This is a genomic window from Streptomyces sp. NPDC013457, from assembly GCF_043089925.1.
GTDB lineage: Bacteria > Actinomycetota > Actinomycetes > Streptomycetales > Streptomycetaceae > Streptomyces.
In genome coordinates this window covers 178,135-197,494 of sequence record NZ_JBICBL010000009.1, presented here as the reverse complement: position 1 = coordinate 197,494, position 19,360 = coordinate 178,135, and the positions used below count along the sequence as shown (strand labels likewise).

At 74.2% G+C, this 19,360-nt stretch carries 20 protein-coding genes; 11 read left to right on the top strand and 9 right to left on the bottom strand.

From position 1 onward, the window contains the following. The first annotated feature begins 7 nt into the window (after window positions 1–7). Window positions 8–685 (top strand): futalosine hydrolase, encoded by a 678-nt coding sequence (locus tag ACF1G2_RS24985; protein ID WP_391800387.1) that lies wholly within the window; start codon window positions 8–10, stop codon window positions 683–685. Beyond that, window positions 682–1,533 (top strand): 1,4-dihydroxy-6-naphthoate synthase, encoded by an 852-nt coding sequence (locus ACF1G2_RS24980; protein WP_391800386.1) that lies wholly within the window; start codon window positions 682–684, stop codon window positions 1,531–1,533. Before ACF1G2_RS24985 ends, ACF1G2_RS24980 begins: the two co-directional genes overlap by 4 nt. A 32-nt stretch (window positions 1,534–1,565) precedes the next feature. Here ACF1G2_RS24980 and ACF1G2_RS24975 read toward each other — a convergent pair whose 3' ends face one another. After that, window positions 1,566–1,949 (bottom strand): cold-shock protein, encoded by a 384-nt coding sequence (locus ACF1G2_RS24975; protein WP_129767066.1) that lies wholly within the window; start codon window positions 1,947–1,949, stop codon window positions 1,566–1,568. A 154-nt stretch (window positions 1,950–2,103) separates the two neighbouring features. Here ACF1G2_RS24975 and ACF1G2_RS24970 point away from each other — a divergent pair, with 154 nt between their 5' ends. Next, on the top strand, window positions 2,104–2,373 hold the full coding sequence (locus tag ACF1G2_RS24970; RefSeq protein WP_391800385.1) for a hypothetical protein: 270 nt from the start codon (window positions 2,104–2,106) through the stop codon (window positions 2,371–2,373). Here the strand turns inward: ACF1G2_RS24970 and ACF1G2_RS24965 are convergent. Beyond that, entirely contained in the window at window positions 2,361–2,999 is a 639-nt protein-coding gene (locus ACF1G2_RS24965; protein ID WP_391800384.1) for an HAD family hydrolase, read from the bottom strand. The two genes, ACF1G2_RS24970 and ACF1G2_RS24965, sit on opposite strands and share 13 nt — an antisense overlap. Before the next feature lie 156 nt (window positions 3,000–3,155). Between ACF1G2_RS24965 and ACF1G2_RS24960 the strand changes: the two genes are divergently transcribed. The 3 genes from ACF1G2_RS24960 to ACF1G2_RS24950 are packed head-to-tail and all read left to right on the top strand — an operon-like array spanning window position 3,156 to window position 6,111. Next, complete coding sequence (locus ACF1G2_RS24960; RefSeq protein ID WP_391800383.1) at window positions 3,156–4,160, top strand: FecCD family ABC transporter permease; 1,005 nt, start codon at window positions 3,156–3,158, stop codon at window positions 4,158–4,160. Further along, window positions 4,157–5,257, top strand: a complete 1,101-nt coding sequence (locus ACF1G2_RS24955; protein WP_391800382.1) for a FecCD family ABC transporter permease — start codon at window positions 4,157–4,159, stop codon at window positions 5,255–5,257. The genes ACF1G2_RS24960 and ACF1G2_RS24955 overlap by 4 nt, the downstream gene beginning before the upstream one ends. After that, the gene (locus tag ACF1G2_RS24950; protein WP_391800381.1) at window positions 5,254–6,111 is read left to right on the top strand and encodes an ABC transporter ATP-binding protein; all 858 of its coding nucleotides are present in this window, start codon (window positions 5,254–5,256) and stop codon (window positions 6,109–6,111) included. Before ACF1G2_RS24955 ends, ACF1G2_RS24950 begins: the two co-directional genes overlap by 4 nt. Window positions 6,112–6,127: 16 nt before the next feature. On the opposite strand, the gene ACF1G2_RS24945 is transcribed toward ACF1G2_RS24950, so the two are convergent. Then, window positions 6,128–7,045, bottom strand: coding sequence for a hypothetical protein (locus tag ACF1G2_RS24945; RefSeq protein ID WP_391800380.1), 918 nt, complete (start codon window positions 7,043–7,045; stop codon window positions 6,128–6,130). 62 nt (window positions 7,046–7,107) lie between these two features. Here ACF1G2_RS24945 and ACF1G2_RS24940 point away from each other — a divergent pair, with 62 nt between their 5' ends. Together ACF1G2_RS24940 and ACF1G2_RS24935 are read left to right on the top strand one after the other, a co-directional pair. Then, window positions 7,108–9,864, top strand: a complete 2,757-nt coding sequence (locus ACF1G2_RS24940) for a helicase-associated domain-containing protein (RefSeq protein ID WP_391800379.1) — start codon at window positions 7,108–7,110, stop codon at window positions 9,862–9,864. 74 nt (window positions 9,865–9,938) lie between these two features. Next, window positions 9,939–11,597 carry a DNA repair helicase XPB gene (locus tag ACF1G2_RS24935; protein WP_391800378.1) on the top strand — a complete coding sequence of 553 codons (1,659 nt, stop codon included), beginning with the start codon at window positions 9,939–9,941 and terminating at the stop codon, window positions 11,595–11,597. Between the two features lie 23 nt (window positions 11,598–11,620). Here ACF1G2_RS24935 and ACF1G2_RS24930 read toward each other — a convergent pair whose 3' ends face one another. Beyond that, entirely contained in the window at window positions 11,621–11,995 is a 375-nt protein-coding gene (locus ACF1G2_RS24930) for a hypothetical protein (RefSeq protein WP_391800377.1), read from the bottom strand. A gap of 48 nt (window positions 11,996–12,043) precedes the next feature. Further along, on the bottom strand, window positions 12,044–12,223 hold the full coding sequence (locus ACF1G2_RS24925; protein ID WP_391800376.1) for a hypothetical protein: 180 nt from the start codon (window positions 12,221–12,223) through the stop codon (window positions 12,044–12,046). 235 nt (window positions 12,224–12,458) lie between these two features. On the opposite strand from ACF1G2_RS24925, the gene ACF1G2_RS24920 reads away from it, so the two are divergent. Beyond that, window positions 12,459–14,489, top strand: a complete 2,031-nt coding sequence (locus ACF1G2_RS24920; protein WP_391800375.1) for a HelD family protein — start codon at window positions 12,459–12,461, stop codon at window positions 14,487–14,489. Here the strand turns inward: ACF1G2_RS24920 and ACF1G2_RS24915 are convergent. Both ACF1G2_RS24915 and ACF1G2_RS24910 read right to left on the bottom strand, forming a co-directional pair. Next, window positions 14,486–15,205, bottom strand: a complete 720-nt coding sequence (locus ACF1G2_RS24915) for an esterase/lipase family protein (protein WP_391800374.1) — start codon at window positions 15,203–15,205, stop codon at window positions 14,486–14,488. The genes ACF1G2_RS24920 and ACF1G2_RS24915 overlap by 4 nt on opposite strands. Window positions 15,206–15,290: 85 nt before the next feature. Beyond that, window positions 15,291–16,160 (bottom strand): aminoglycoside phosphotransferase family protein, encoded by an 870-nt coding sequence (locus ACF1G2_RS24910; RefSeq protein WP_391800373.1) that lies wholly within the window; start codon window positions 16,158–16,160, stop codon window positions 15,291–15,293. A gap of 83 nt (window positions 16,161–16,243) precedes the next feature. On the opposite strand from ACF1G2_RS24910, the gene ACF1G2_RS24905 reads away from it, so the two are divergent. After that, the gene (locus ACF1G2_RS24905) at window positions 16,244–16,981 is read left to right on the top strand and encodes an SDR family NAD(P)-dependent oxidoreductase (protein ID WP_391800372.1); all 738 of its coding nucleotides are present in this window, start codon (window positions 16,244–16,246) and stop codon (window positions 16,979–16,981) included. Between the two features lie 140 nt (window positions 16,982–17,121). Here ACF1G2_RS24905 and ACF1G2_RS24900 read toward each other — a convergent pair whose 3' ends face one another. Beyond that, window positions 17,122–17,811, bottom strand: a complete 690-nt coding sequence (locus ACF1G2_RS24900; RefSeq protein ID WP_391800371.1) for a copper homeostasis protein CutC — start codon at window positions 17,809–17,811, stop codon at window positions 17,122–17,124. A 51-nt stretch (window positions 17,812–17,862) separates the two neighbouring features. Then, window positions 17,863–18,828 (bottom strand): hypothetical protein, encoded by a 966-nt coding sequence (locus ACF1G2_RS24895; RefSeq protein WP_391800370.1) that lies wholly within the window; start codon window positions 18,826–18,828, stop codon window positions 17,863–17,865. A gap of 166 nt (window positions 18,829–18,994) precedes the next feature. On the opposite strand from ACF1G2_RS24895, the gene ACF1G2_RS24890 reads away from it, so the two are divergent. After that, entirely contained in the window at window positions 18,995–19,285 is a 291-nt protein-coding gene (locus ACF1G2_RS24890; protein WP_391800369.1) for a heavy-metal-associated domain-containing protein, read from the top strand. Window positions 19,286–19,360: the final 75 nt, after the last annotated feature.

The window sequence follows — 19,360 nt, the reverse complement described above, 5'->3', positions numbered from 1 at the left end:
TCCTCCGGTGACGGTCCGGATCCTGATCGTGACGGCCGTGGCGGCGGAGGCGGACTCCGTCGCGCGCGGCCTTCGCCACGACGGACCGCACCCCGACGCCGACGTGCTCGTCGGCGGTGTCGGGCCCGCGGCCGCCGCCGCGGCCACCGCCACCGCGCTCGCACGGGCCGCCACCCCCTACGGCCTCGTCGTCTCCGCCGGGATCGCCGGCGGGTTCCAACCCCTCGCGCCCCTCGGCTCCGTCGTCGTGTCCGACACGATCGTCTCCGCCGACCTCGGCGCGCAGACGCCCGACGGCTACCTCACCGTCGAGGAGCTCGGGTTCGGGCGGTCCACGCACCCCGTGGCGCCCGAGCTGGTCCGGCGGATCTCCGACGCCCTCGCCCGCGGCGAGCGGCGCCACACCGTCGCGCCGGTGCTCACCGTCTCCACCGTCACCGGCACCGCCGAGCGCGCCGCCGAGCTGGCGGCCCGTCACCCCGGCGCCGCCGCCGAGGCGATGGAGGGCTTCGGCGTGGCCGAGGCCGCCGCCGCCCACGGCGTGCCCGTGGTCGAGATCCGCGCCGTCTCCAACGCCGTCGGCCCGCGCGACCGCGCCGCCTGGCGCATCGGCGAGGCCCTGGAATCGCTGCGGCACACGTTCCAGCTGCTCAAGCCCACCGTCTTCGCGGAGCCCGCCCCATGACGCCCAAGCTCAAGATCGCGTACTCGCCGTGCCCGAACGACACCTTCGTCTTCGACGCCTGGGCCCACGGCCGCGTCCCCGGCGCCCCGCGCCTGGACGTGACGTTCGCCGACATCGACCTCACCAACGGCTGGGCCGAGGCCGCCGACCCCGCGTACGACGTCCTGAAGGTCTCGTACGCCGTGCTGCCCTGGATCCTCGACGAGTACGCCCTGCTGCCCTGCGGCGGCGCGCTGGGGCGCGGCTGCGGCCCCCTGGTGCTGACGCGGGAGCCGGGGGTGGACCTTGCCGGGAAGACGGTCGCGGTGCCGAGCGAGCGTTCGACGGCGTACCTGCTCTTCCGGCTCTGGGCGGCGGACGTCGTCCCGGGAGGGGTGGGGAACGTCGTCGTGATGCCGTTCCACGAGATCATGCCCGCCGTGCGCGACGGGAAGGTCGACGCGGGGCTCGTCATCCACGAGGCCCGGTTCACCTACCAGAACTACGGTCTGCACGCGCTGGCCGACATGGGCGCCCACTGGGAGGACACCACGGGCCTGCCGATCCCGCTCGGCGCGATCGTCGCCCGCCGCTCGCTCGGCCAGGACGTGCTGCGGAGCCTCGCGGAGGCGGCCCGTGCGTCGGTACGGATGGCCTGGGACGACCCGGCGGTCTCACGCCCGTACGTACTCGAGCACGCGCAGGAGATGGACCCCAAGGTGGCCGATCAGCACATCGGTCTCTACGTCAACGAGTTCACGGCCGACCTCGGCGAGGCCGGCTACGCGGCCGTGCGCGGGCTGCTCACCCGCGCCGCGGCCGAGGGGCTGGTGCCGCCCCTCGGCCCGGACGCGCTGTCGTTCCCCTAGGCGACGCCCCTACGCCGGCGCCCGGGGCGGGCTCACACGTCGAGCTGGTCCGCGACCGCCCGCAGCAGGCCCGCGATCTTGCCGCCCTGCGCCTTGTCGGGGTAGCGGCCGCGCTCCAGCATCGGCGTGATGTTCTCCAGGAGCGTCGTCAGGTCCTGCACGATGGACGCCAGTTCGTCGGGCTTACGGCGCTGCGCCGCGGCGACGGACGGGGTCGGGTCGAGAACCGTCACGGAGAGCGCCTGGTCACCGCGCTGGCCCGCGACCACCCCGAACTCCACACGCTGCCCCGGCTTGAGGGCGTCGACTCCGGCAGGGAGCACCGACGAGTGGACGAAGACGTCGCCGCCGTCGTCGCGGGAGAGAAAGCCGAAGCCCTTCTCGCTGTTGAACCACTTGACCTTGCCGGTAGGCACGTCTGTCCTCGTCCTCGTACTCGATGGGAATGCGCCGGGAATCCGGCTCTGGAGACCGATTGGCGGGTCGCCGAGGCACCAAGGCTAATGGGCTTCGGGCCGGTGACAAGACGTCGCCGGTCTGTTCCTTCGGCCTGGGAACTACCCTGGCCGAATGCGTAGTGAAACCCCTTCGGCCCCGTCGGACGAGAGCGCTCCGGGTGACGGTCTCGTCCGCGCCGGTGCGATTGTCTTCATCATCGGCGCGGTGGCGACGCTGGTGACGGTCGCGCCGCTGTTCCTGGGCACCGACCCGTTCCCGCCGATCGCGTACGCCGTGTGCATGCTGATGGGCGTCGGTTTCCTCGTCGCGGGTGCCGGCGTGCTGCGCTCGATCGGCGCGCAGCGACGCCAGGCGCGGGCGGCCGCGGTTCAGGGCCGGTAGGCCTGGTACCCCTCCAACCAGGTACGGAACGCGGTCAGGTCGGGCAGCACGACGTCCGCGCCGGCCGCGCGCAGCTCGGCCTCGTCGCACGGTCCGGTCGCCACGGCCACCGACAGGGCGCCCGCGTGCGCGGCGCCGCGCACGTCGCCGGTGTGGTCGCCGACGTACACGCCCGCGCCGTACTCGCGCAGCGCCTCCGCCTTGCCCTCGGCCCACAGTCCGCCGATGACGGCGTCGGGGTCGATGCCCAGGTGGGAGAGGTGCAGCTTGGCGTGGGGCTCGTTCTTCGCGGTGACGACGATGGCCCGGCCGCCCGCCTCGCGAACGGCTTGAATCGCATCCCCGGCGCCCGGCAGCGCGAGCGACGGCTCGATCGCGTACGTCGGGTAGAGCGCGCGGTACTGGGCGACCCGCTCCACGATCTCCGCCTCCGGGAACCAGTGGGCCAGCTCGTGCTCCAGCGGCGGCCCGAGCCGCGAGACCGCCAGATCGGCGTCGATCGGGACGCCGACCTGCGCGGAGAAGGCCTCGTAGGTGGCCTTGATGCCCGGGCGGGAGTCGATCAGCGTCATGTCCAGGTCGAAGCCGACGGTCAGCGGGAGTCGCGGGAGAGTCATGGGTGACATTGTGCCCGGGTGTTCGAATACGGCCGCTGCTTAGACTGTGCCCCGGCCCGCTCCACTGAGCCAAGGCTTACCGAAGTAGTCGCACCACCCCGCACCACCTGCACCACCTGCACCACCCGCAGCTCTCGCACCACCCGCACCTCCCGATGGGCCTCGATGACCGCCGCTCTCCGCTCCAGACGCGTTCTGGCCACCGCCGTCGCCGCCGTCGCCCTCCTCCTCGCGATCCTGCTCAGCCTCGCCGTGGGTGCCCGGGCCGTCGCCCCGTCCACGGTCGTCGACGCGCTGCTGCACGGCGGCACGGGCGACGACGCCGAGGTCGTACGGCAGATGCGCGTCCCCCGGACCCTGGTCGGCCTGATGGTCGGCGCCGGACTCGCGCTCGCCGGCACGGCCCTGCAGGGCATCACCCGGAACCCGATCGCCGACCCCGGCATCCTCGGCGTCAGCCAGGGCGCCTCGGTCGGCGTGGTCTTCGCGATCGCCTTCGCCGGGGTGCACACGCTGACGGGGTACGTGTGGTTCGCCTTCGCGGGCGCGGCCCTGGCCTCGGTCGCGGTGTACGCGATCGCCTCCGGCGGGCGCGGCGGGGCGACGCCGGTGAAGCTGGCGCTCGGCGGCGCCGCGATCAACGCGCTGCTGCTGTCGGTGACGACCGGGATCCTGACGACCAGGGCGTCGGCGCTCGACGAGTTCCGGTTCTGGCAGATCGGTTCGCTGGACGGGCGGGACGCCGAGGTCGTCGGGCAGATCTGGCCCTTCCTGCTGCTCGGCGCGGCGCTCGTGCTCTCCGTCGCCCGGGGCCTCGACGCGCTCGCGCTCGGCGAGGACGTGGCGAAGGGGCTCGGCCAGAAGGTCGCGACGGTACGGATCGTGGGCGGTGTCGGGGCGACCCTCCTGACCGGCGCGGGGGTCGCGGCGGCCGGACCGATCGCCTTCGTCGGTCTCGCGGTCCCGCACATCGCCCGCGCGATCGTCGGCGGCGACCACCGCTGGGTGCTGCCGATGGCGGCGCTCGTGGGGCCTGTGATGCTGCTGGTGTCCGACGTGATCGGCCGGGTGCTCTTCCCGCCGGGCGAGGTGCCCGCGGGTGTGATGACGGCGCTCATCGGGGTGCCGTTCCTGGTGACGCTGGTGCGCCGGAAGGCGGTGCCGGCATGACGACGACATCGGTACGGCGCGCACCTCGCGCGCCTCGCGCGTCCCGTGTGCCCGGTGTGCGTCCCGCCGGGTACGGGGTCGTACGGGCCGGGCGCGGATCGTTCCTGCTCCACCGGCGCTCGGCGCTGGTGGCCGTGGGCCTGGTGGTGCTCCTGGCGGCCGTCTCGGTCGCGTACCTCTGCGTGGGCGAGAAGTTCGTCGCGCCCGGCGAGGTCCTCGAGGTGCTGCTCGGGCAGGAGTCCCGGTCCGCGTTCGTCGTCGAGGAGCTGCGGATGCCGCGGCTCGCGGTCGGGCTGATGGTCGGCGCCGCGTTCGGGATCGCCGGCGCGCTCATCCAGACCGTCGCCCGCAACCCGCTCGCCAGCCCCGACATCATCGGCATCAGCCAGGGCGCGGGCGCGCTGACCGTCGGCGCGATGACCTTCGGGCTCACCTCGTACACCGTCCTGCCGTACCTCTCGATCGTCGGCGGCATCGGGGCCGCCGCGCTCGTGTACGTCTTCGCGTGGCGCGGCGGGCTGCACGCGACGCGCTTCGTGCTCATCGGGATCGGCTTCGCGATCGCGCTGCGCTCGCTGATCACCCTGTTCATGACCAAGGGCGACTACCTGGTCGCCCAGCAGGCCCAGATCTGGATGACCGGCTCCCTCAACGGGCGCGGCTGGGACGAGGCGGCGCCCATCCGCTGGACGCTGATCGTGCTGCTCCCGGCTGTCCTCTGGGCCGCCCGCGCCCAGCGGTCGGTCTCCCTGGACGACGACACGGCGACGGCGCTCGGCGTCTCGCTCGGGCGGGCTCGGCTGGGGCTCGTCCTCGTCGGCGTCGTGCTCGCCTCGGTGGCCACGGGGGTGGCCGGTCCGGTCGACTTCGTCGCGCTGCTCGCGCCGCAGATCGCCCGGCGGACGACCCGTACCGCTCAGATCCCGCTGCTGTGCTCGGCGCTGACGGGCGCGTGCGTCGTGGTGCTCGCGGATCTGCTGGGCAAGCGGCTGTTCTCGCCGACCGAGCTGCCGGTGGGTGTCCTGACGGCGGCGGTCGGCGCCCCGTATCTGATCTGGCTCATCGTCCGGAGCCGAAGCGTGGGAGGAAAGTCGTGAGCCGGCTGACCGCGCGCGAGCTGACGCTCGCGTACGAGGACCGTACGGTCGTGGAGGAGCTGGACCTCGCCGTACCGGACGGCAGGGTGACGGTGATCGTCGGCCCGAACGCGTGCGGGAAGTCGACGACGCTGCGGGCGCTCGGGCGGCTGCTCAAGCCGGCGGGCGGGGCGGTGCTCCTCGACGGGGAGTCGCTGGCGAAACTGCCGACGAAGCGGATCGCGCAGTCGATCGGGCTGCTGCCCCAGACCCCCGTCGCCCCGGAGGCGATCACGGTCGCCGATCTGGTGTCGCGGGGGCGGCAGCCGCACCAGGCGTGGTGGAGGCAGTGGTCGGAGGCGGACGAGCGGGCGGTCGTGGAGGCCATGGCCTCCACGGACGTCGCCGCGCTGGCCGACCGGGCGGTGGACGAGCTGTCCGGGGGACAGCGCCAGCGGGTCTGGATCGCGATGGCGCTCGCTCAGGAGACGGATCTGCTGCTGCTCGACGAGCCGACGACCTATCTCGACATCGCCCACCAGGTGGAGGTCCTGGACCTGGTGCGCCGCCTGAACGTGGCGCGGGGCCGGACGGTCGTCCTGGTGCTCCACGACCTGAACCAGGCGGCGCGGTACGCGGACCACCTGGTGGCGATGAAGGCGGGCCGCGTGGTGGCGGAGGGCGCGCCGGCGGACGTGGTGACGGCGGACCTGGTCCGCGACGTCTTCGGCCTGGACTCGGTCGTGGTCCCCGACCCGGTGACGGGCTCTCCCCTGGTGGTCCCGGCCGCGCCGTGGTCGGCCCCTGCGCACGAGGCGGAGGCCTCGCACAAGGCGCAGGCCTCGCACGAGGCGGAGGCCTCGCACGGTCCGTGACCCGGACACGGGCGTCCTAGCGGGCGCGGCGGGCGCGCCAGAGGAGGAAGGCTGCGGAGGCCAGCGCCGCGGCCTTCACGGTCCACGGCCAGGTCTCCGAGAGCGCCGCGCCCATCGCCTCTCCGCCCTGCTCGACCGGCTCCCCCCAGCGGCCCTGCACGCGGCCCCACAGCCAGACCACGCCCGCCGTGGCCGCCAGGACCGGGAGGACGACGACCGCCACCCTCGTCTCCGTACGGGACAGGCGGCGCGAGGCGTACGCCAGGAGCCAGCCCAGTGCCAGCGCCAGGAGGTTGCCGAGGATCACGCCTCCGAGCAGAAGGAGCGCGGCCAGCACGAGGACCGGGGCGCCCAGCCGGAAGCCGCCACCGCCCCCCTCCTCCTCCGCCACGGGCCGGCGTCCGCGCAGGACCCGACGCCAGAGCGGCGCCCGCGCCGCCGCCCCCTTCTCGGACGCGGCGCCCTCCTCGTCGTCCTCCGCCTCGCCCGGCGGGGGCTTCAGGATCTCCGGGATCTCCACCCCGCCGCGGAACCCCGGCACCAGGTCGTCCCCGGGCAGCGACTCCTCGGGCTCGCCGTCCAGCCGCCACCAGTCCGGCTCCGTGTCCGCCGCGCCGACCTCGTCCGTCCCCGCCAGGTGGGGAGGCGTCGGCCCCGTCCCGGTCCGCGGCTCCGGCACGGTCCTCGCCTCCGGGTCCTCCCGCCCGCCACCGGCCGCGCGGTCCACCACCTCGTCCGGTGAGCCCAGCTCGTCGAGGAGGGTGCGGACGGCCGCCGGACTCTCCCGGACGTACGTGGCGCGCCGGCGGTCGATCTCGCCCCGGAGCGACGACACGAGCCGCATCCGCTCCCCCGACGGCAGCTGCCGTCGCTGCGCCAGATCGCCCACCCGGCTCAGATAGTCGAAGACCAACTGGTCGCTCTCGATGCCCACAGTCCCCTCCACGGCCGGTACGCCCCGACGTTAGCGCCCGCGCAGGGGCTAACGTGGGGCGGATGGGGATCGGTGAGCTCGACCGGGAGGCGCACGTGCCCGAAGGAACCCGCGGTGCCGCCGCGCCGCGCACGCTCGCGGAGGCGCTGCGCGCGCGGGGCGACGAAGGGCTCGCCGCGCTGCTGCGCGCCCGCCCCGATCTGCTTTCGCCCGTGCCGAACGACCTGACCCAGCTCGCCACCCGGGCCGGCACCCGCGGTTCCGTGGTCCGCGCGCTCGAACGGCTCGACCGGTTCACGCTCCAGACCGCCGAGGCGCTGGCCGTGGCCCCGGACCCCGCCCCGTACCCCGTCCTCCTCGCCCTCCTCACCGGCGACGACGGCGACCCGGACATCGAGTCGGCGCTGCCCCGCGCCGTGGAGGTGCTGCGCGAGCAGGCCCTCGTGTGGGGCGAGGACGAGCGGCTGCGGCTCGTACGGACCGCGCGTGAGCTGCTCGCGCCGTCCCCGCAGCACCCGTCCCCGACCGGCCTCGGGCCGACCGTCTCCGAGGCGACGGCGGGGATGTCGCCCGGCCGGATCCAGGAGATCCTCGCGGCCGCCGGGCTGCCCGCGACGCACGATTCCGTCTCGGCGGTGGCGGCGCTGACAGAGCTCTTCACGGACCGGGACCGGATGGGCGCGCTGCTCGACACGGCGCCCTCGGACGCGCTGGCGGTGCTCGACCGGCTGGTGTGGGGGCCTCCGTACGGGGAGGTCACGGCGAACCCGGCGCCGCCGGTCCGCTGGCTGCGCGACCGGGGCCTGCTGCTGCCCGCCTCGCCCCGTACGGTCGTCCTGCCCCGGGAGGCCGCGCTGCACCTGCGCGGCGGCCGGGCGCACCGCTCGCCCGAGCCGCACGCGCCCGTGCTCGCCGTCCTGCGCGAGTACCGTCCCCAGGTTGTGGACAACGCGGCGGCCGGCCAGGCGTACACCGCGCTCGCGACGGTCGAGGAGCTGCTCAAGGGCTGGGACCAGGGCGGGCCCGCCGTCCTGCGCGCCGGCGGGATGGCCGTCCGGGACCTCAGACGCACCGCCGCGGCGCTCGACGTGACGGAGCAGGTCGCGGCGTTCTGGCTGGAGCTCGCCTACGGGGCCGGGCTGCTCGCCTCGGACGGGGAGGCGGACGAGCGGTACGCGCCGACGCCCGCGTACGACGACTGGCTCGATCTGCCGCCCGCCGAGCGCTGGGCGCGGCTCGCCACGTCCTGGCTGACGGGGACGCGGACCCCGGGGCTCGTCGGCGGCCAGGACGCGAAGGGCCGCGCGCTCTCCGCGCTGGGCCCTGACCTCGACCGGGGCGCGGCGCCGGAGGTGCGGCGCCGGGTGCTCACCCTGCAGGCGACGCTGCCGCCGGGGGTCGCGGCGGACCCGGAGACGCTGCTGGCCCGGCTGCGCTGGGAGCGCCCGCTGCGGGGCACGACGGCGGGCACCCCGGGCGCGCCGGACGCGGGCTCCGGCACCGGGTCCGGTACGGGCACGGCCCCCGGCGGCCGGGGTGGTGCGGGCACGGCGGGCACGACCGGCACGGCGGGTACGGCGGTCGGTGGGGCATACGGCACGGGCTCCGGCACCGGGCCCGGCAGCGGCTTCGGCACGGGCTTCGGCACCGGTCACGGCTCCGCCGTCGGCCCGGGCGTCGGCGTCGCCCACGGACCCGCCGACCTCCGTTCCCGGCTCGCCCTGTGGACCCTCGCCGAGGCCGAGCTGCTCGGGATCACCGGTCGCGGCGCCCTCGGCTCACCCGCCAGGGCGCTGCTCAACCTGCCGCTCGCCGAGGCGGCCGCCGAACCCGTCGCCGAGCACGGCGTCGAGCTGTCGGTCGCCGCCTCCCGCGCCGCGACCCTGCTCGGCCCGCTGCTCCCCGAGACCGTCGACCACGTGCTTCTCCAGGCCGACCTCACCGCCGTCGCGCCGGGACCGCTCCGCCGCCCGCTCGCCGACATGCTCTCCGTCCTCGCGGACGTCGAGTCGAAGGGCGGTGCGACCGTCTACCGGTTCACGCCCGGCTCGGTCCGTCGCGCGCTCGACGCCGGACGCAGCGCGTCCGACCTCCAGGACTTCCTGACGGCCCACTCCCGTACGCCGGTCCCGCAGCCGCTCTCGTACCTCATCGACGACGTGGCCCGGAAACACGGCCACCTCCGGATCGGCGCCGCCTCCGCCTACGTACGCTGCGACGACGACGCGCTGCTCGGCGAGATCCTGGCCGACAAGCGCTCCGCGTCGCTGCGGCTGCGCCGCCTCGCGCCGACCGTCCTCGCGGCCCAGACCGACCCGGCGGCGCTGCTCGACGGGCTGCGGTCGATGGGGTACGCCCCGGCCGCCGAGTCCGCGGCGGGCGACGTCCTGATCACCCGCGCCGACACCTACCGCACCGGCGCCCGCACCGCGCCCGCCCCCGTCCCCGACGGCCCGCCCGCCCCGGACAGGACCCTGCTCGGCGCGGCGGTCCGCGCGATCCGGGCCGGGGACGCGGCGGCGACGGCCGTCCGCAAGGAGCGCCCCGAGTCCCCGGAGGCCCCGGCGCGGGCCGCCGGCGAGCTGCCCCGCACCTCCTCCGCCGAGACCCTGGCCACGGTCCAGGCCGCCGCCATGACCGGCTCCGCCGTCTGGATCGGCTACGTCAACGCGGAGGGCTCGGCCAGCCAGCGCGTCATCGCCCCGGTACGGGTGGAGGGCGGCTTCGTGACGGGCTACGACCACACGGCGGACGAGGTCCGCACGTACCCCCTCCACCGCATCACGGGCGTCGCGGAACTGGCCGACGACCAGGTCTAGGCACCGGCCCGACCCGCGGCAGGCCGGACCTCAGGCACACTGGATGTTTGGCCGTGCGGAAGGGATGTACGTACGTGAACGGACCACTCATCGTCCAGAGCGACAAGACGCTGCTCCTGGAGGTCGACCACGAGCTCGCCGACGCCTGCCGGCGGGCCATCGCGCCGTTCGCCGAGCTGGAGCGGGCGCCCGAGCACATCCACACGTACCGGGTGACGCCCCTCGGCCTGTGGAACGCGCGTGCCGCCGGGCACGACGCCGAGCAGGTCGTCGACGCGCTCGTCGAGTTCTCCCGCTACCCCGTGCCGCACGCGCTCCTCGTGGACGTCGCCGAGACGATGGCCCGCTACGGGCGCCTCACGCTCTCCAAGCACCCCACCCACGGGCTCGTCCTCACCAGCACCGACCGGCCGGTCCTGGAGGAGATCCTCCGCTCGAAGAAGGTGCAGCCGCTGGTCGGCGCCCGGATCGACCCCGACACGGTGGCCGTGCACCCGTCCGAGCGCGGGCAGATCAAGCAGACGCTCCTGAAGCTCGGCTGGCCGGCCGAGGACCTCGCCGGTTACGTCGACGGCGAGGCGCACCCGATCGAGCTCGCCGAGGACGGCTGGGCCCTGCGCCCGTACCAGAAGCAGGCCGTCGAGGGCTTCTGGCACGGCGGATCCGGTGTCGTCGTGCTGCCCTGCGGCGCCGGAAAGACGCTGGTCGGGGCCGGGGCGATGGCCCAGGCCAAGGCCACGACGCTGATCCTGGTCACGAACACGGTCTCGGCCCGTCAGTGGAAGCACGAGCTGGTGAAGCGGACCTCGCTCACCGAGGACGAGATCGGCGAGTACTCCGGTACGAAGAAGGAGATCCGGCCGGTCACCATCGCCACGTACCAGGTGCTGACGACCAAGCGGAAGGGGATCTACCCCCACCTGGAGCTCTTCGACTCCCGGGACTGGGGCCTGATCGTCTACGACGAGGTGCACCTGCTGCCCGCGCCCGTCTTCAAGTTCACCGCCGACCTCCAGGCCCGCCGCCGGCTCGGCCTGACGGCGACCCTCGTCCGGGAGGACGGACGCGAGTCGGACGTGTTCTCGCTCATCGGCCCGAAGCGGTTCGACGCGCCGTGGAAGGAGATCGAGGCGCAGGGGTACATCGCGCCCGCCGACTGCGTCGAGGTCCGGGTCAACCTCACGGAGTCGGAGCGGCTCGCGTACGCGACCGCCGAGACGGAGGAGAAGTACCGCTTCTGCGCCACGACGGCGACGAAGCGGAGGGTGACCGAGGCGCTGGTGCGGAAGTTCGCGGGGCAGCAGATCCTCGTCATCGGCCAGTACATCGACCAGCTGGACGAGCTCGGCGAGCACCTGGACGCGCCGGTCATCAAGGGCGAGACGTCGAACGTGCAGCGTGAGAAGCTCTTCGACGCCTTCCGGAACGGGGAGATCAGCGTCCTCGTCGTCTCGAAGGTGGCCAACTTCTCCATCGACCTGCCCGAGGCGACGGTCGCCATCCAGGTGTCCGGCACGTTCGGCTCCCGGCAGGAGGAGGCCCAGCGGCTCGGACGTGTGCTGCGGCCGAAGGCCGACGGGCACCAGGCCCACTTCTACTCGGTCGTCGCGAGGGACACGATCGACCAGGACTTCGCGGCACATCGCCAGCGGTTCCTGGCCGAGCAGGGCTACGCCTACCGGATCGTGGACGCGGACGAACTGATGGCGGGCGAGGGCGGGCAGGCCGGCTAGCCGACCGCCCCTGGACCGCGCGGTCAGTCCATCAGCGCGATCACCGGGGCGATCACCGCCAGCGCGTACTGGACTCCGATCACCCGCTTGCGCGCGCCCCGGGCGAGGACCGCGCGGGGCGCCACGGCGGCGACGAGGCCGGCCAGGGTGCCGAGGCCCAGCGCCCAGAAGGCCACGTCCACCGCGGCTCCGGCCACGCCGTCGTCGCCGATGGTGTCCTCCAGGACGACGACCCCGGTGGCGATCAGCGAGAGGAAGAGCACCAGGAGGCCGCCGAGGGCGACCAGACGCAGCGCGGTGGCGGATTCGGGCGTCGCGGGGGCGTGATCGGCCGTCGCAGGAGCGGGATCGGCCGTCGAGGCGGATTCGGGCGTCGCGGGGGCCGTGGTCGTGTCCATGCCCCGATCACATCAGGGGCGGACGCCCCGGGGCATGAGCGGTCGTACTCAGTCCGGGCCGCCCACGTACCTGGGGCGCGGGTTCCGCACACCCGCCTCCTCGGCGTACTCACCGAGGAGGACCACGCTCACGGCGGCGGCGCCGTAGGCGCCTATCGCTCGGAGCGCGAGGCCGAGGCGGTGCGGGCGGGGGATCGGACGGTGCGTGGTGAAGGTCGCTGAGGTCATGCCTCCATCATGGAATCCGGACATTCCGAACACATCAGGCTGGGGGTGGAACCCTCGTCCACCTCAGGGGGGACCCCACCCCCTACGGGCCGTCCCCCGCGAAAACCATTCGCCTCCTCCTGAGGCCCGAAGCTACAATCTCCGACTTCCCCGCCTCCCTCCGTGGAGCGCCGTCGTCCGGTCGGAAACCGGCGGCCGCCCTGACCCGTACGCACACCGGCCCGGAGGCTCCCGCATGTCCACGTCCGTCGACCCGCTCGCGCGCGAACGCGCCCATCTCGCCGACTCGCGCGCCGCCCTGCGGGCGATGCGTGAGGACGTCGAGGCGCTCGACATCAAGGACGTCACCGCGAACTGGGTCAACTCGCTCGTCCTCGGCCGCCAGATCGAGGAGCGCATCAAGGCCCTCGCCGACCTCTCCCACACCCCGCTCTTCTTCGGCCGGCTCGACTACCTGCACACCACGCAGGAGGGCCAGCGCTTCTACATCGGCCGTCGGCACGTCCACGACGCCGACGGGGACCCGATGGTCATCGACTGGCGCGCGCCGGTCTCCCAGCCGTTCTACCGGGCGTCGAAGAAGGACCCGCAGGACGTGGGACTGCGGCGCCGGTTCGGCTACACGGGCGGCGAGCTCACCGCGTACGAGGACGAGCACCTCTCCGACCCCGCCGAGCAGGAGCGGACGAGCCGGCTGCTCCAGGCCGAGATCGAGCGCCCCCGCGTGGGTCCGATGCGGGACATCGTCGCCACCATCCAGCCCGAGCAGGACGAGATCGTCCGGTCCGGTCTCGGCGGCACCGTCTGCGTCCAGGGCGGCCCCGGCACCGGAAAGACGGCCGTGGGCCTGCACCGGGTCGCGTACCTCCTCTACGCGCACCGGGAGCGGCTCGCCCGCACCGGCACGCTGGTCATCGGGCCGAACCGCTCCTTCCTCCACTACATCGAGCAGGTCCTGCCCGCCCTCGGCGAGCTGGAGGTCCAGCAGGCCACCGTCGACGACCTCGTGGCGCACGTCGAGGTACGCGGCGCGGACGAGGCGGCGACGGCGACCGTCAAGGGCGACGCGAGGATGGCGGAGGTGCTGCGCCGGGCGGTCCGCTCGCACGTCACGCTGCCGACCGAACCGCTGATGGTGGTGCGCGGCTCGCGCCGCTGGCGTGTCCCCGCGTACGAGCTGGAGGAGATGGTCCGCGAGCTGCTGGACCGGGACATCCGGTACGGCGCCGCCCGGGACGCTCTTCCGCAGCGCATCGCGCACGCGGTCCTGGTGCGCATGGAGCAGGCGGGCGAGGCCCCCGACGACCGGGTGCAGGACGCGGTGGCGCGGAACACGGCGGTGAAGGCGGCCGTGAAGGCGCTCTGGCCGCCGGTCGACCCGGCCAGGCTGGTGCTGCGGCTGCTGAGCGACGCCGGGTTCCTCGCCGAGCACGCGGCCGGGATCCTGACCGAGGACGAGCAGAAGCTGCTGCTGTGGGCGAAGCCCGCCCGTTCGGTGAAGTCGGCGAAGTGGTCGGCGGCGGACGCGGTCCTGATCGACGAGGCCAAGGACCTGGTGGAGCGCACGCACTCGCTCGGCCATGTCGTCCTCGACGAGGCGCAGGACCTCTCGCCGATGCAGTACCGGGCCGTCGGGCGCCGCTGCACGACCGGTTCGGCGACGATCCTGGGCGACCTGGCGCAGGGCACCACACCGTGGGCGACCGGGAGCTGGGCGCAGGCGCTGACGCACCTGGGCAAGCCGGAGGCCGTGGTCGAGGAGCTGACCGCCGGCTTCCGCGTGCCGCGTGAGGTCATCGCGTACGCCTCCCTGCTGCTGCCGCACATGTCGCCGGGGCTCGCGGCCGTCGAGTCGGTCCGGGAGAACCCGGGCTCGCTGTCGATCCGCCACCGCGAGCCCGTGGATCTGGACGCGGGCGTCGTGGCGGCCTGCGTGGAGTCCCTGGAGCACGAGGGCTCCATCGGCCTGATCGCCGCCGACGCCCGGATCGAACCACTCGCCGAGGCGCTGGCGGCGGCCGGGCTCGCCTGCCTCTCCCCCGGCGAGGAGACGACGGCGGAGTCCCGGCTGACGCTCGTCCCGGCCTCTCTCGCTAAGGGCCTGGAGTACGACTACGTGGTCCTCGACGATCCGGCCGCCGTCGTGGACGGCGAACCGGACGAGCGGACCGGGCTCCGGAGGCTGTACGTGGCGCTGACGCGTGCGGTGTCGGGGCTGACGGTCGTCCACTCCTCGCCGCTGCCCGCGCAGTTGGCCGCCGCCTAGGAGGCGAGGAAGGCGCGGACGCCTTGGGAGACCCCGTCGTCGCCGAGCAGCGCGTTGTGGTCGAGGCAGCCCGCGGCGTTGTTGGCGGCGCCGGTCAGCGGCACGCTGTTGTCGGGGTTGATCACCTCGTCGCAGTTCGACCACCAGGTGGCGTACCGCACGGAGCCGGGGGTCTCGTCGCCCTCGGCCAGCCTCTTCTGGACGTAGGAGCCCGGGGTCATGTCGCGGCAGGCCTGGTCCCACAGGGCGCAGGCCCATGCGGTGCTCGTGCCGTGGTTGGGGCCGGCGAGTGAGACCCAGTGGGCCACGGAGGACTGGCCGGCGGCGTCGAACTTCACGTACCAGCGGGTGAGGAGGCTGCCGAAGGAGTGGGCGACGAGGTCCACGCGGCTCGCGCCGGTCCGCCGCTTCACGTCCGCGACGTACGCGGCGAGTTCACCGGCGAGGGCCTCGTTGACGGACCGGTGGGTGTCGTAACCGAAGGAGAACAGCTCGGCGTCGGTGTACCCGTCGGCCTTGAGGTCCTCGCGCAGGCCGCCCCAGACTCCGGGGTCCGCGTTGAATCCGTGGACGAGGACGACGGGGATGCGGGCCTGCGGCGCGGTGGCCGTGGCGGCGGCCGGCGCGGCGGCCGCCGTGGCCGTGGCCGTGGTCGGGACGAGCAGGGACGCGACGATCGCGAGCAGCGGGACGAACCTGACACGGAGTCTCAACACGCTTCCCCCTACGCGGTGTTACGCACGAGTAGTCAGGTGCATGGTGAGGCCTGCGGGTCGGGATGAACAGCCCTGTGCGCGAACCTCAGGCGCCGGACGCGAACTCGGGAAGCGCCTCGGTCCACGCGCGATGGGCGACGGCGGCGAGGACCTCGTTCCTGCCCCGGTAGCAGTGCTCCGTGACGAGGCCCCAGCCCAGCGCCCAGCCCCGGCCACGGGCCCACGTGGCGTCGTCGACCCGGGCGGCCTCGCGGAACAGCGGGCGGGTCTCGGCGGTCAGGAGCGTCCAGGCCGCCATCATGTCGCAGGCCGGGTCGCCGGTTCCGAGCCCGCCGAAGTCGATGACGGCGCTGAGCCGCCCCTCGCGGGTCAGCAGGTTGCCGGGCAGCAGGTCGCCGTGGACCCAGACGGGGTCACGGTCCCACTGCGGAAGGCGCAGCACCGACTCCCAGGCCGCCGCGGCGGCGGCGCCGTCGACCGTACCGTCGGCTCCGAGCTCGCGGATCGCGCGGTCGATGTGGTCGCCGGTCCACTCGGTGACATGGCCACCCCGGAAGGACCTCGGGCCGCCGGCGGCGTCCACGCCCCGCAGCGCGACGCCGAAGCGGCCCAACTCCACGGCGGCGTGCGCGAGATCGCAGATCGGCGCGTCGAAGGCGTCGGCACCGTCGAGCCAGTCGTACACCGACCAGGGCAGGCCGAAGCCCTCCCCGGGCCGCCCCGCTCCGACGGGAACGGGCACGGGCAGCGGGAGGTGCGGCGCGAGGTGCGGCAGCCAGCGCTGCTCCTTGACCACGCTCCCGGCGGTCTCGGCGGTCTTCGGCAGCCGGACAGCCAGCGCGTCGCCGAGGCGGTACATGTCGTTGTCCGTGCCGGCCGACGCCAGGGGCGTCACGGGCAGCCCGGCCCACTGCGGGAACTGGGCGGCGACGAGGGCGCGTACGAGGTCGGCCATGGCGGGGAGGGTAGCCAGCGTGCCCGGGCGCGGGCCATCGAATTACGGTGGGGGCGGCGCGATCGCGAGAAGGGTGGACCAGCATGTCCCGTACGACCGTCGTCACCGGTGGGAGCCGTGGGATCGGCGCGGCGACCTGTGTACGTCTGGCGGCCGAGGGGCACGACCTGGTGCTCGGGTACGTCCGTGACGAGAGCGCCGCCGAGGAGACGGCCGCGGCGGTCCGGGCGGCGGGCGCGCGGTGCGTCGTGGTCCGGGCGGACACGTCGGTCGAGGCCGACGTGGAGCGGCTGTTCGACACCGCCGAGGCCGAACTGGGGCCGGTGGACGGCCTGGTGAACAACGCGGGCGTGACGGGCCCGCTGGGGCGCCTCGCGGACGCGTCGACGGAGAACCTGCGACGGGTGGTCGAGGTCAACCTCCTCGGCTACCTGCTCTGCTGCCGACGCGCCGCCCGCGACATGGCGGCCCGGGGCGGCGGGGCGATCGTGAACCTCTCGTCCGCCGCGGCCACGCTCGGCAGCCCGGACGAGTACGTCCACTACGCGGCGACGAAGGCGGCGACGGACGCGCTGACCGTGGGCCTCGCCAAGGAGCTGGGACCGGAAGGCATCCGGGTCAACGCGGTGGCGCCGGGCGTCGTCGAGACGGACATGCACGCGGCGATGGGCGACCCGGACCGCCCGGCGAAGGCGGCCCCGACGATCCCGCTGCGCCGCCCGGGCCGCCCCGAGGAGATCGCGGCGGCGGTGGCCTGGCTCCTGTCCCCGGACGCCTCGTACACGACGGGCACGATCCTGAGGGTCTCGGGCGGCCGCTGAGGAGAACGGGCCCGGGTCGGACGCGGGCCCCGGCGGCGCGCGGGACCCCGGGCGAACGCAGCGGGACCCCGGGCGAACGCAGGGGGACCCCGGGCGGACGCGCGGGGGCGCACCCGCCCCGGGCGCGCCCCGCGGCGCGGCTACGCGTCCAGGGCCTCGCGCCAGACCCTGACCGCCTCCGGGGAGACCGGGGCCTTCCAGCCGTTCGGGCGGGCCGCGCCGCCGATGTGGAAGGCGTCGAGGCCCGCCGCGCGGAGTCCCGGGAGGTGGTCGAGACGCAGCCCTCCGCCCACCAGGATCTGCGGCTCGTAGCCCGGCTCGCCCGATCGCGCGGCTTCCGCTCCGAGGACCGCAAGGCCGTCGTCGACGCCCGTCGCCGCACCCGCCGTCAGGTAGGTGTCCAGGCCGGGCAGGTCCGCGAGCTGCTTGCGCAGCGCGTCGCGGTCGGCCGCGCGGTCGATCGCCCGGTGGAACGTCCACCGGCAGCCGTCCAGGACGGCGATCAGCCGCTCCACCGCCACCAGGTCCGCGTCGCCTTCGGCCGTCAGGAAGCCGAGTACGAACTCCTCCGCGCCCGCCTCCCGGAGCTCGCGGGCGCGGGCCACCAGGGCGTCGATGTCGCCCGCCGCGAAGCCGTCCGTCAGTCTGAGCATCACGCGCAGCGGGATGTCCACGGCGGACCGGATCGCGGCGAAGCCGGTCCGTGACGGGGTCAGCCCGTCGGCCGCCATGTCGGTGACCAGCTCGAGGCGGTCCGCCCCGCCGGCCTGGGCGGCGACGGCGTCCTGCTCGTCGAGGGCGATCACCTCAAGGACTGCACGGTTGCTCATCGAGCCCATTCCTCCATGAATGACGGCTACAGGTCTAGTCCAATGACCACCCTAGCCGTGCGGATGGTCCCCCGCATCGTGCGGTGCCTCATCCGCACCGTCCGTCGTCGTCTGCCCCGCGTACCCCGCATGGACCGTGAACGCCGCCGTCCGCACCTTGCCGTCGTGCTGGAAGTCCAGGAACAGCCGGTACGAGCCGGCGCTGGGCGCGGTCGCCGTGAAGGAGACGTCCGGGCCGGGACCGCCCTTATTGGGGTGGACGTGCAGATAGGCCAGGTCACCGTCGCGCAGCGCGACGAGATGACCGTACGCCCCGAGGTAGGGCTCCAGATCGGTGACCGGCCTGCCGCCCTTGCTGACCGTGAGCTTCAGCTCGCCCGCCCTGCCCGGGACGAGCGCGCCGCCCAGCGTGACCTCGTAGCCGTCGACGGTCGCGGTCCGCTCGGCGGCCGGGAGCGGCCGGGGTGCGTAGGCGCCGGGTACGGACAGGTCCACGCCCAGCGTCACGCCCGTGGCGTTCTTCGCGGCGGGCTTGAAGTCGGCGAAGGCCTTGTAGCCGCCCGCGGCCGGGAGGTCGACGGCGGTCGACCAGGTGCCGTCGGCCGCGCGCACGGGGTGGAGGTGACGGTAGACCGTGAGGTCCCGCGAGGCCACGATGAAGTGCAGGTCCTTGCCGTGCTCGGTGCTGTACGCGGTGACCTTCCTGCCCGCCGCGTCCTTGATCGAGAACTTCAGCACGCTCTTGCCCGCGGCCGGCTTCGGAGTCTCCATCGCGAGCGTGTAGCCGCCCTCGGAGATCTGGAGGCCCCCGGCGGCGGGCGCCTTCGCGACCCCCTCCTCGTGGCCGGTGCGCCCGGCCGCCTCCCCCTCGGGCTCGGCAGTCCCGCCCGCGTGCTCCCCGTGGACGGACTTCGCCGGTTCGCCCACGGGGCCGATCCCCTGGCCGACTCCGTACGCGGTGCCGAAGGTCGCGGCGAGGGCGGCGGCGAAGGCGGTGATCTTCACTCCGGTGTTCATGGCGGCTCTCCCGTACGTGAGTCGGCGTTCGATGCACCTCACGATACCCCTAGGGGGTATCAAGTCAAGCGGGGCGGATGCTTGCACCGAATACCTGAGGGGGGTATACATTGGAATCGATGAACGGATACCCCCCAAGGGTATCCGTCCCAGCGAGGAGGATGACATGGGTTCCTGCTGTACTCCTGACGGCGGCTGCTCGACCGGCTCCGGCGAGGCGGCGACCGCCACCGCCGTCGCCGACACCACCGCCACCGTCTACGCCGTGTCGGGCATGAGCTGCGGGCACTGCAAGGACGCGATCACCACCTCCGTCTCCGCGCTCGACGGCGTCGTCTCCGTGGACGTCGACGTCGCCGGCGGCCTGGTGACCGTGACCACCGGCGGCGCCCCGGACGACGCCGCGATCTCCGCCGCCGTCGACGACGCCGGCTACGAGCTCACCGGCCGCGCCTGACCGTCCGCCCCCGGCCCGGCCCGACACCCCGACCCGACCGCCGGGGCCCGTCCCCCGGCGGACCCCGGCCCCCGC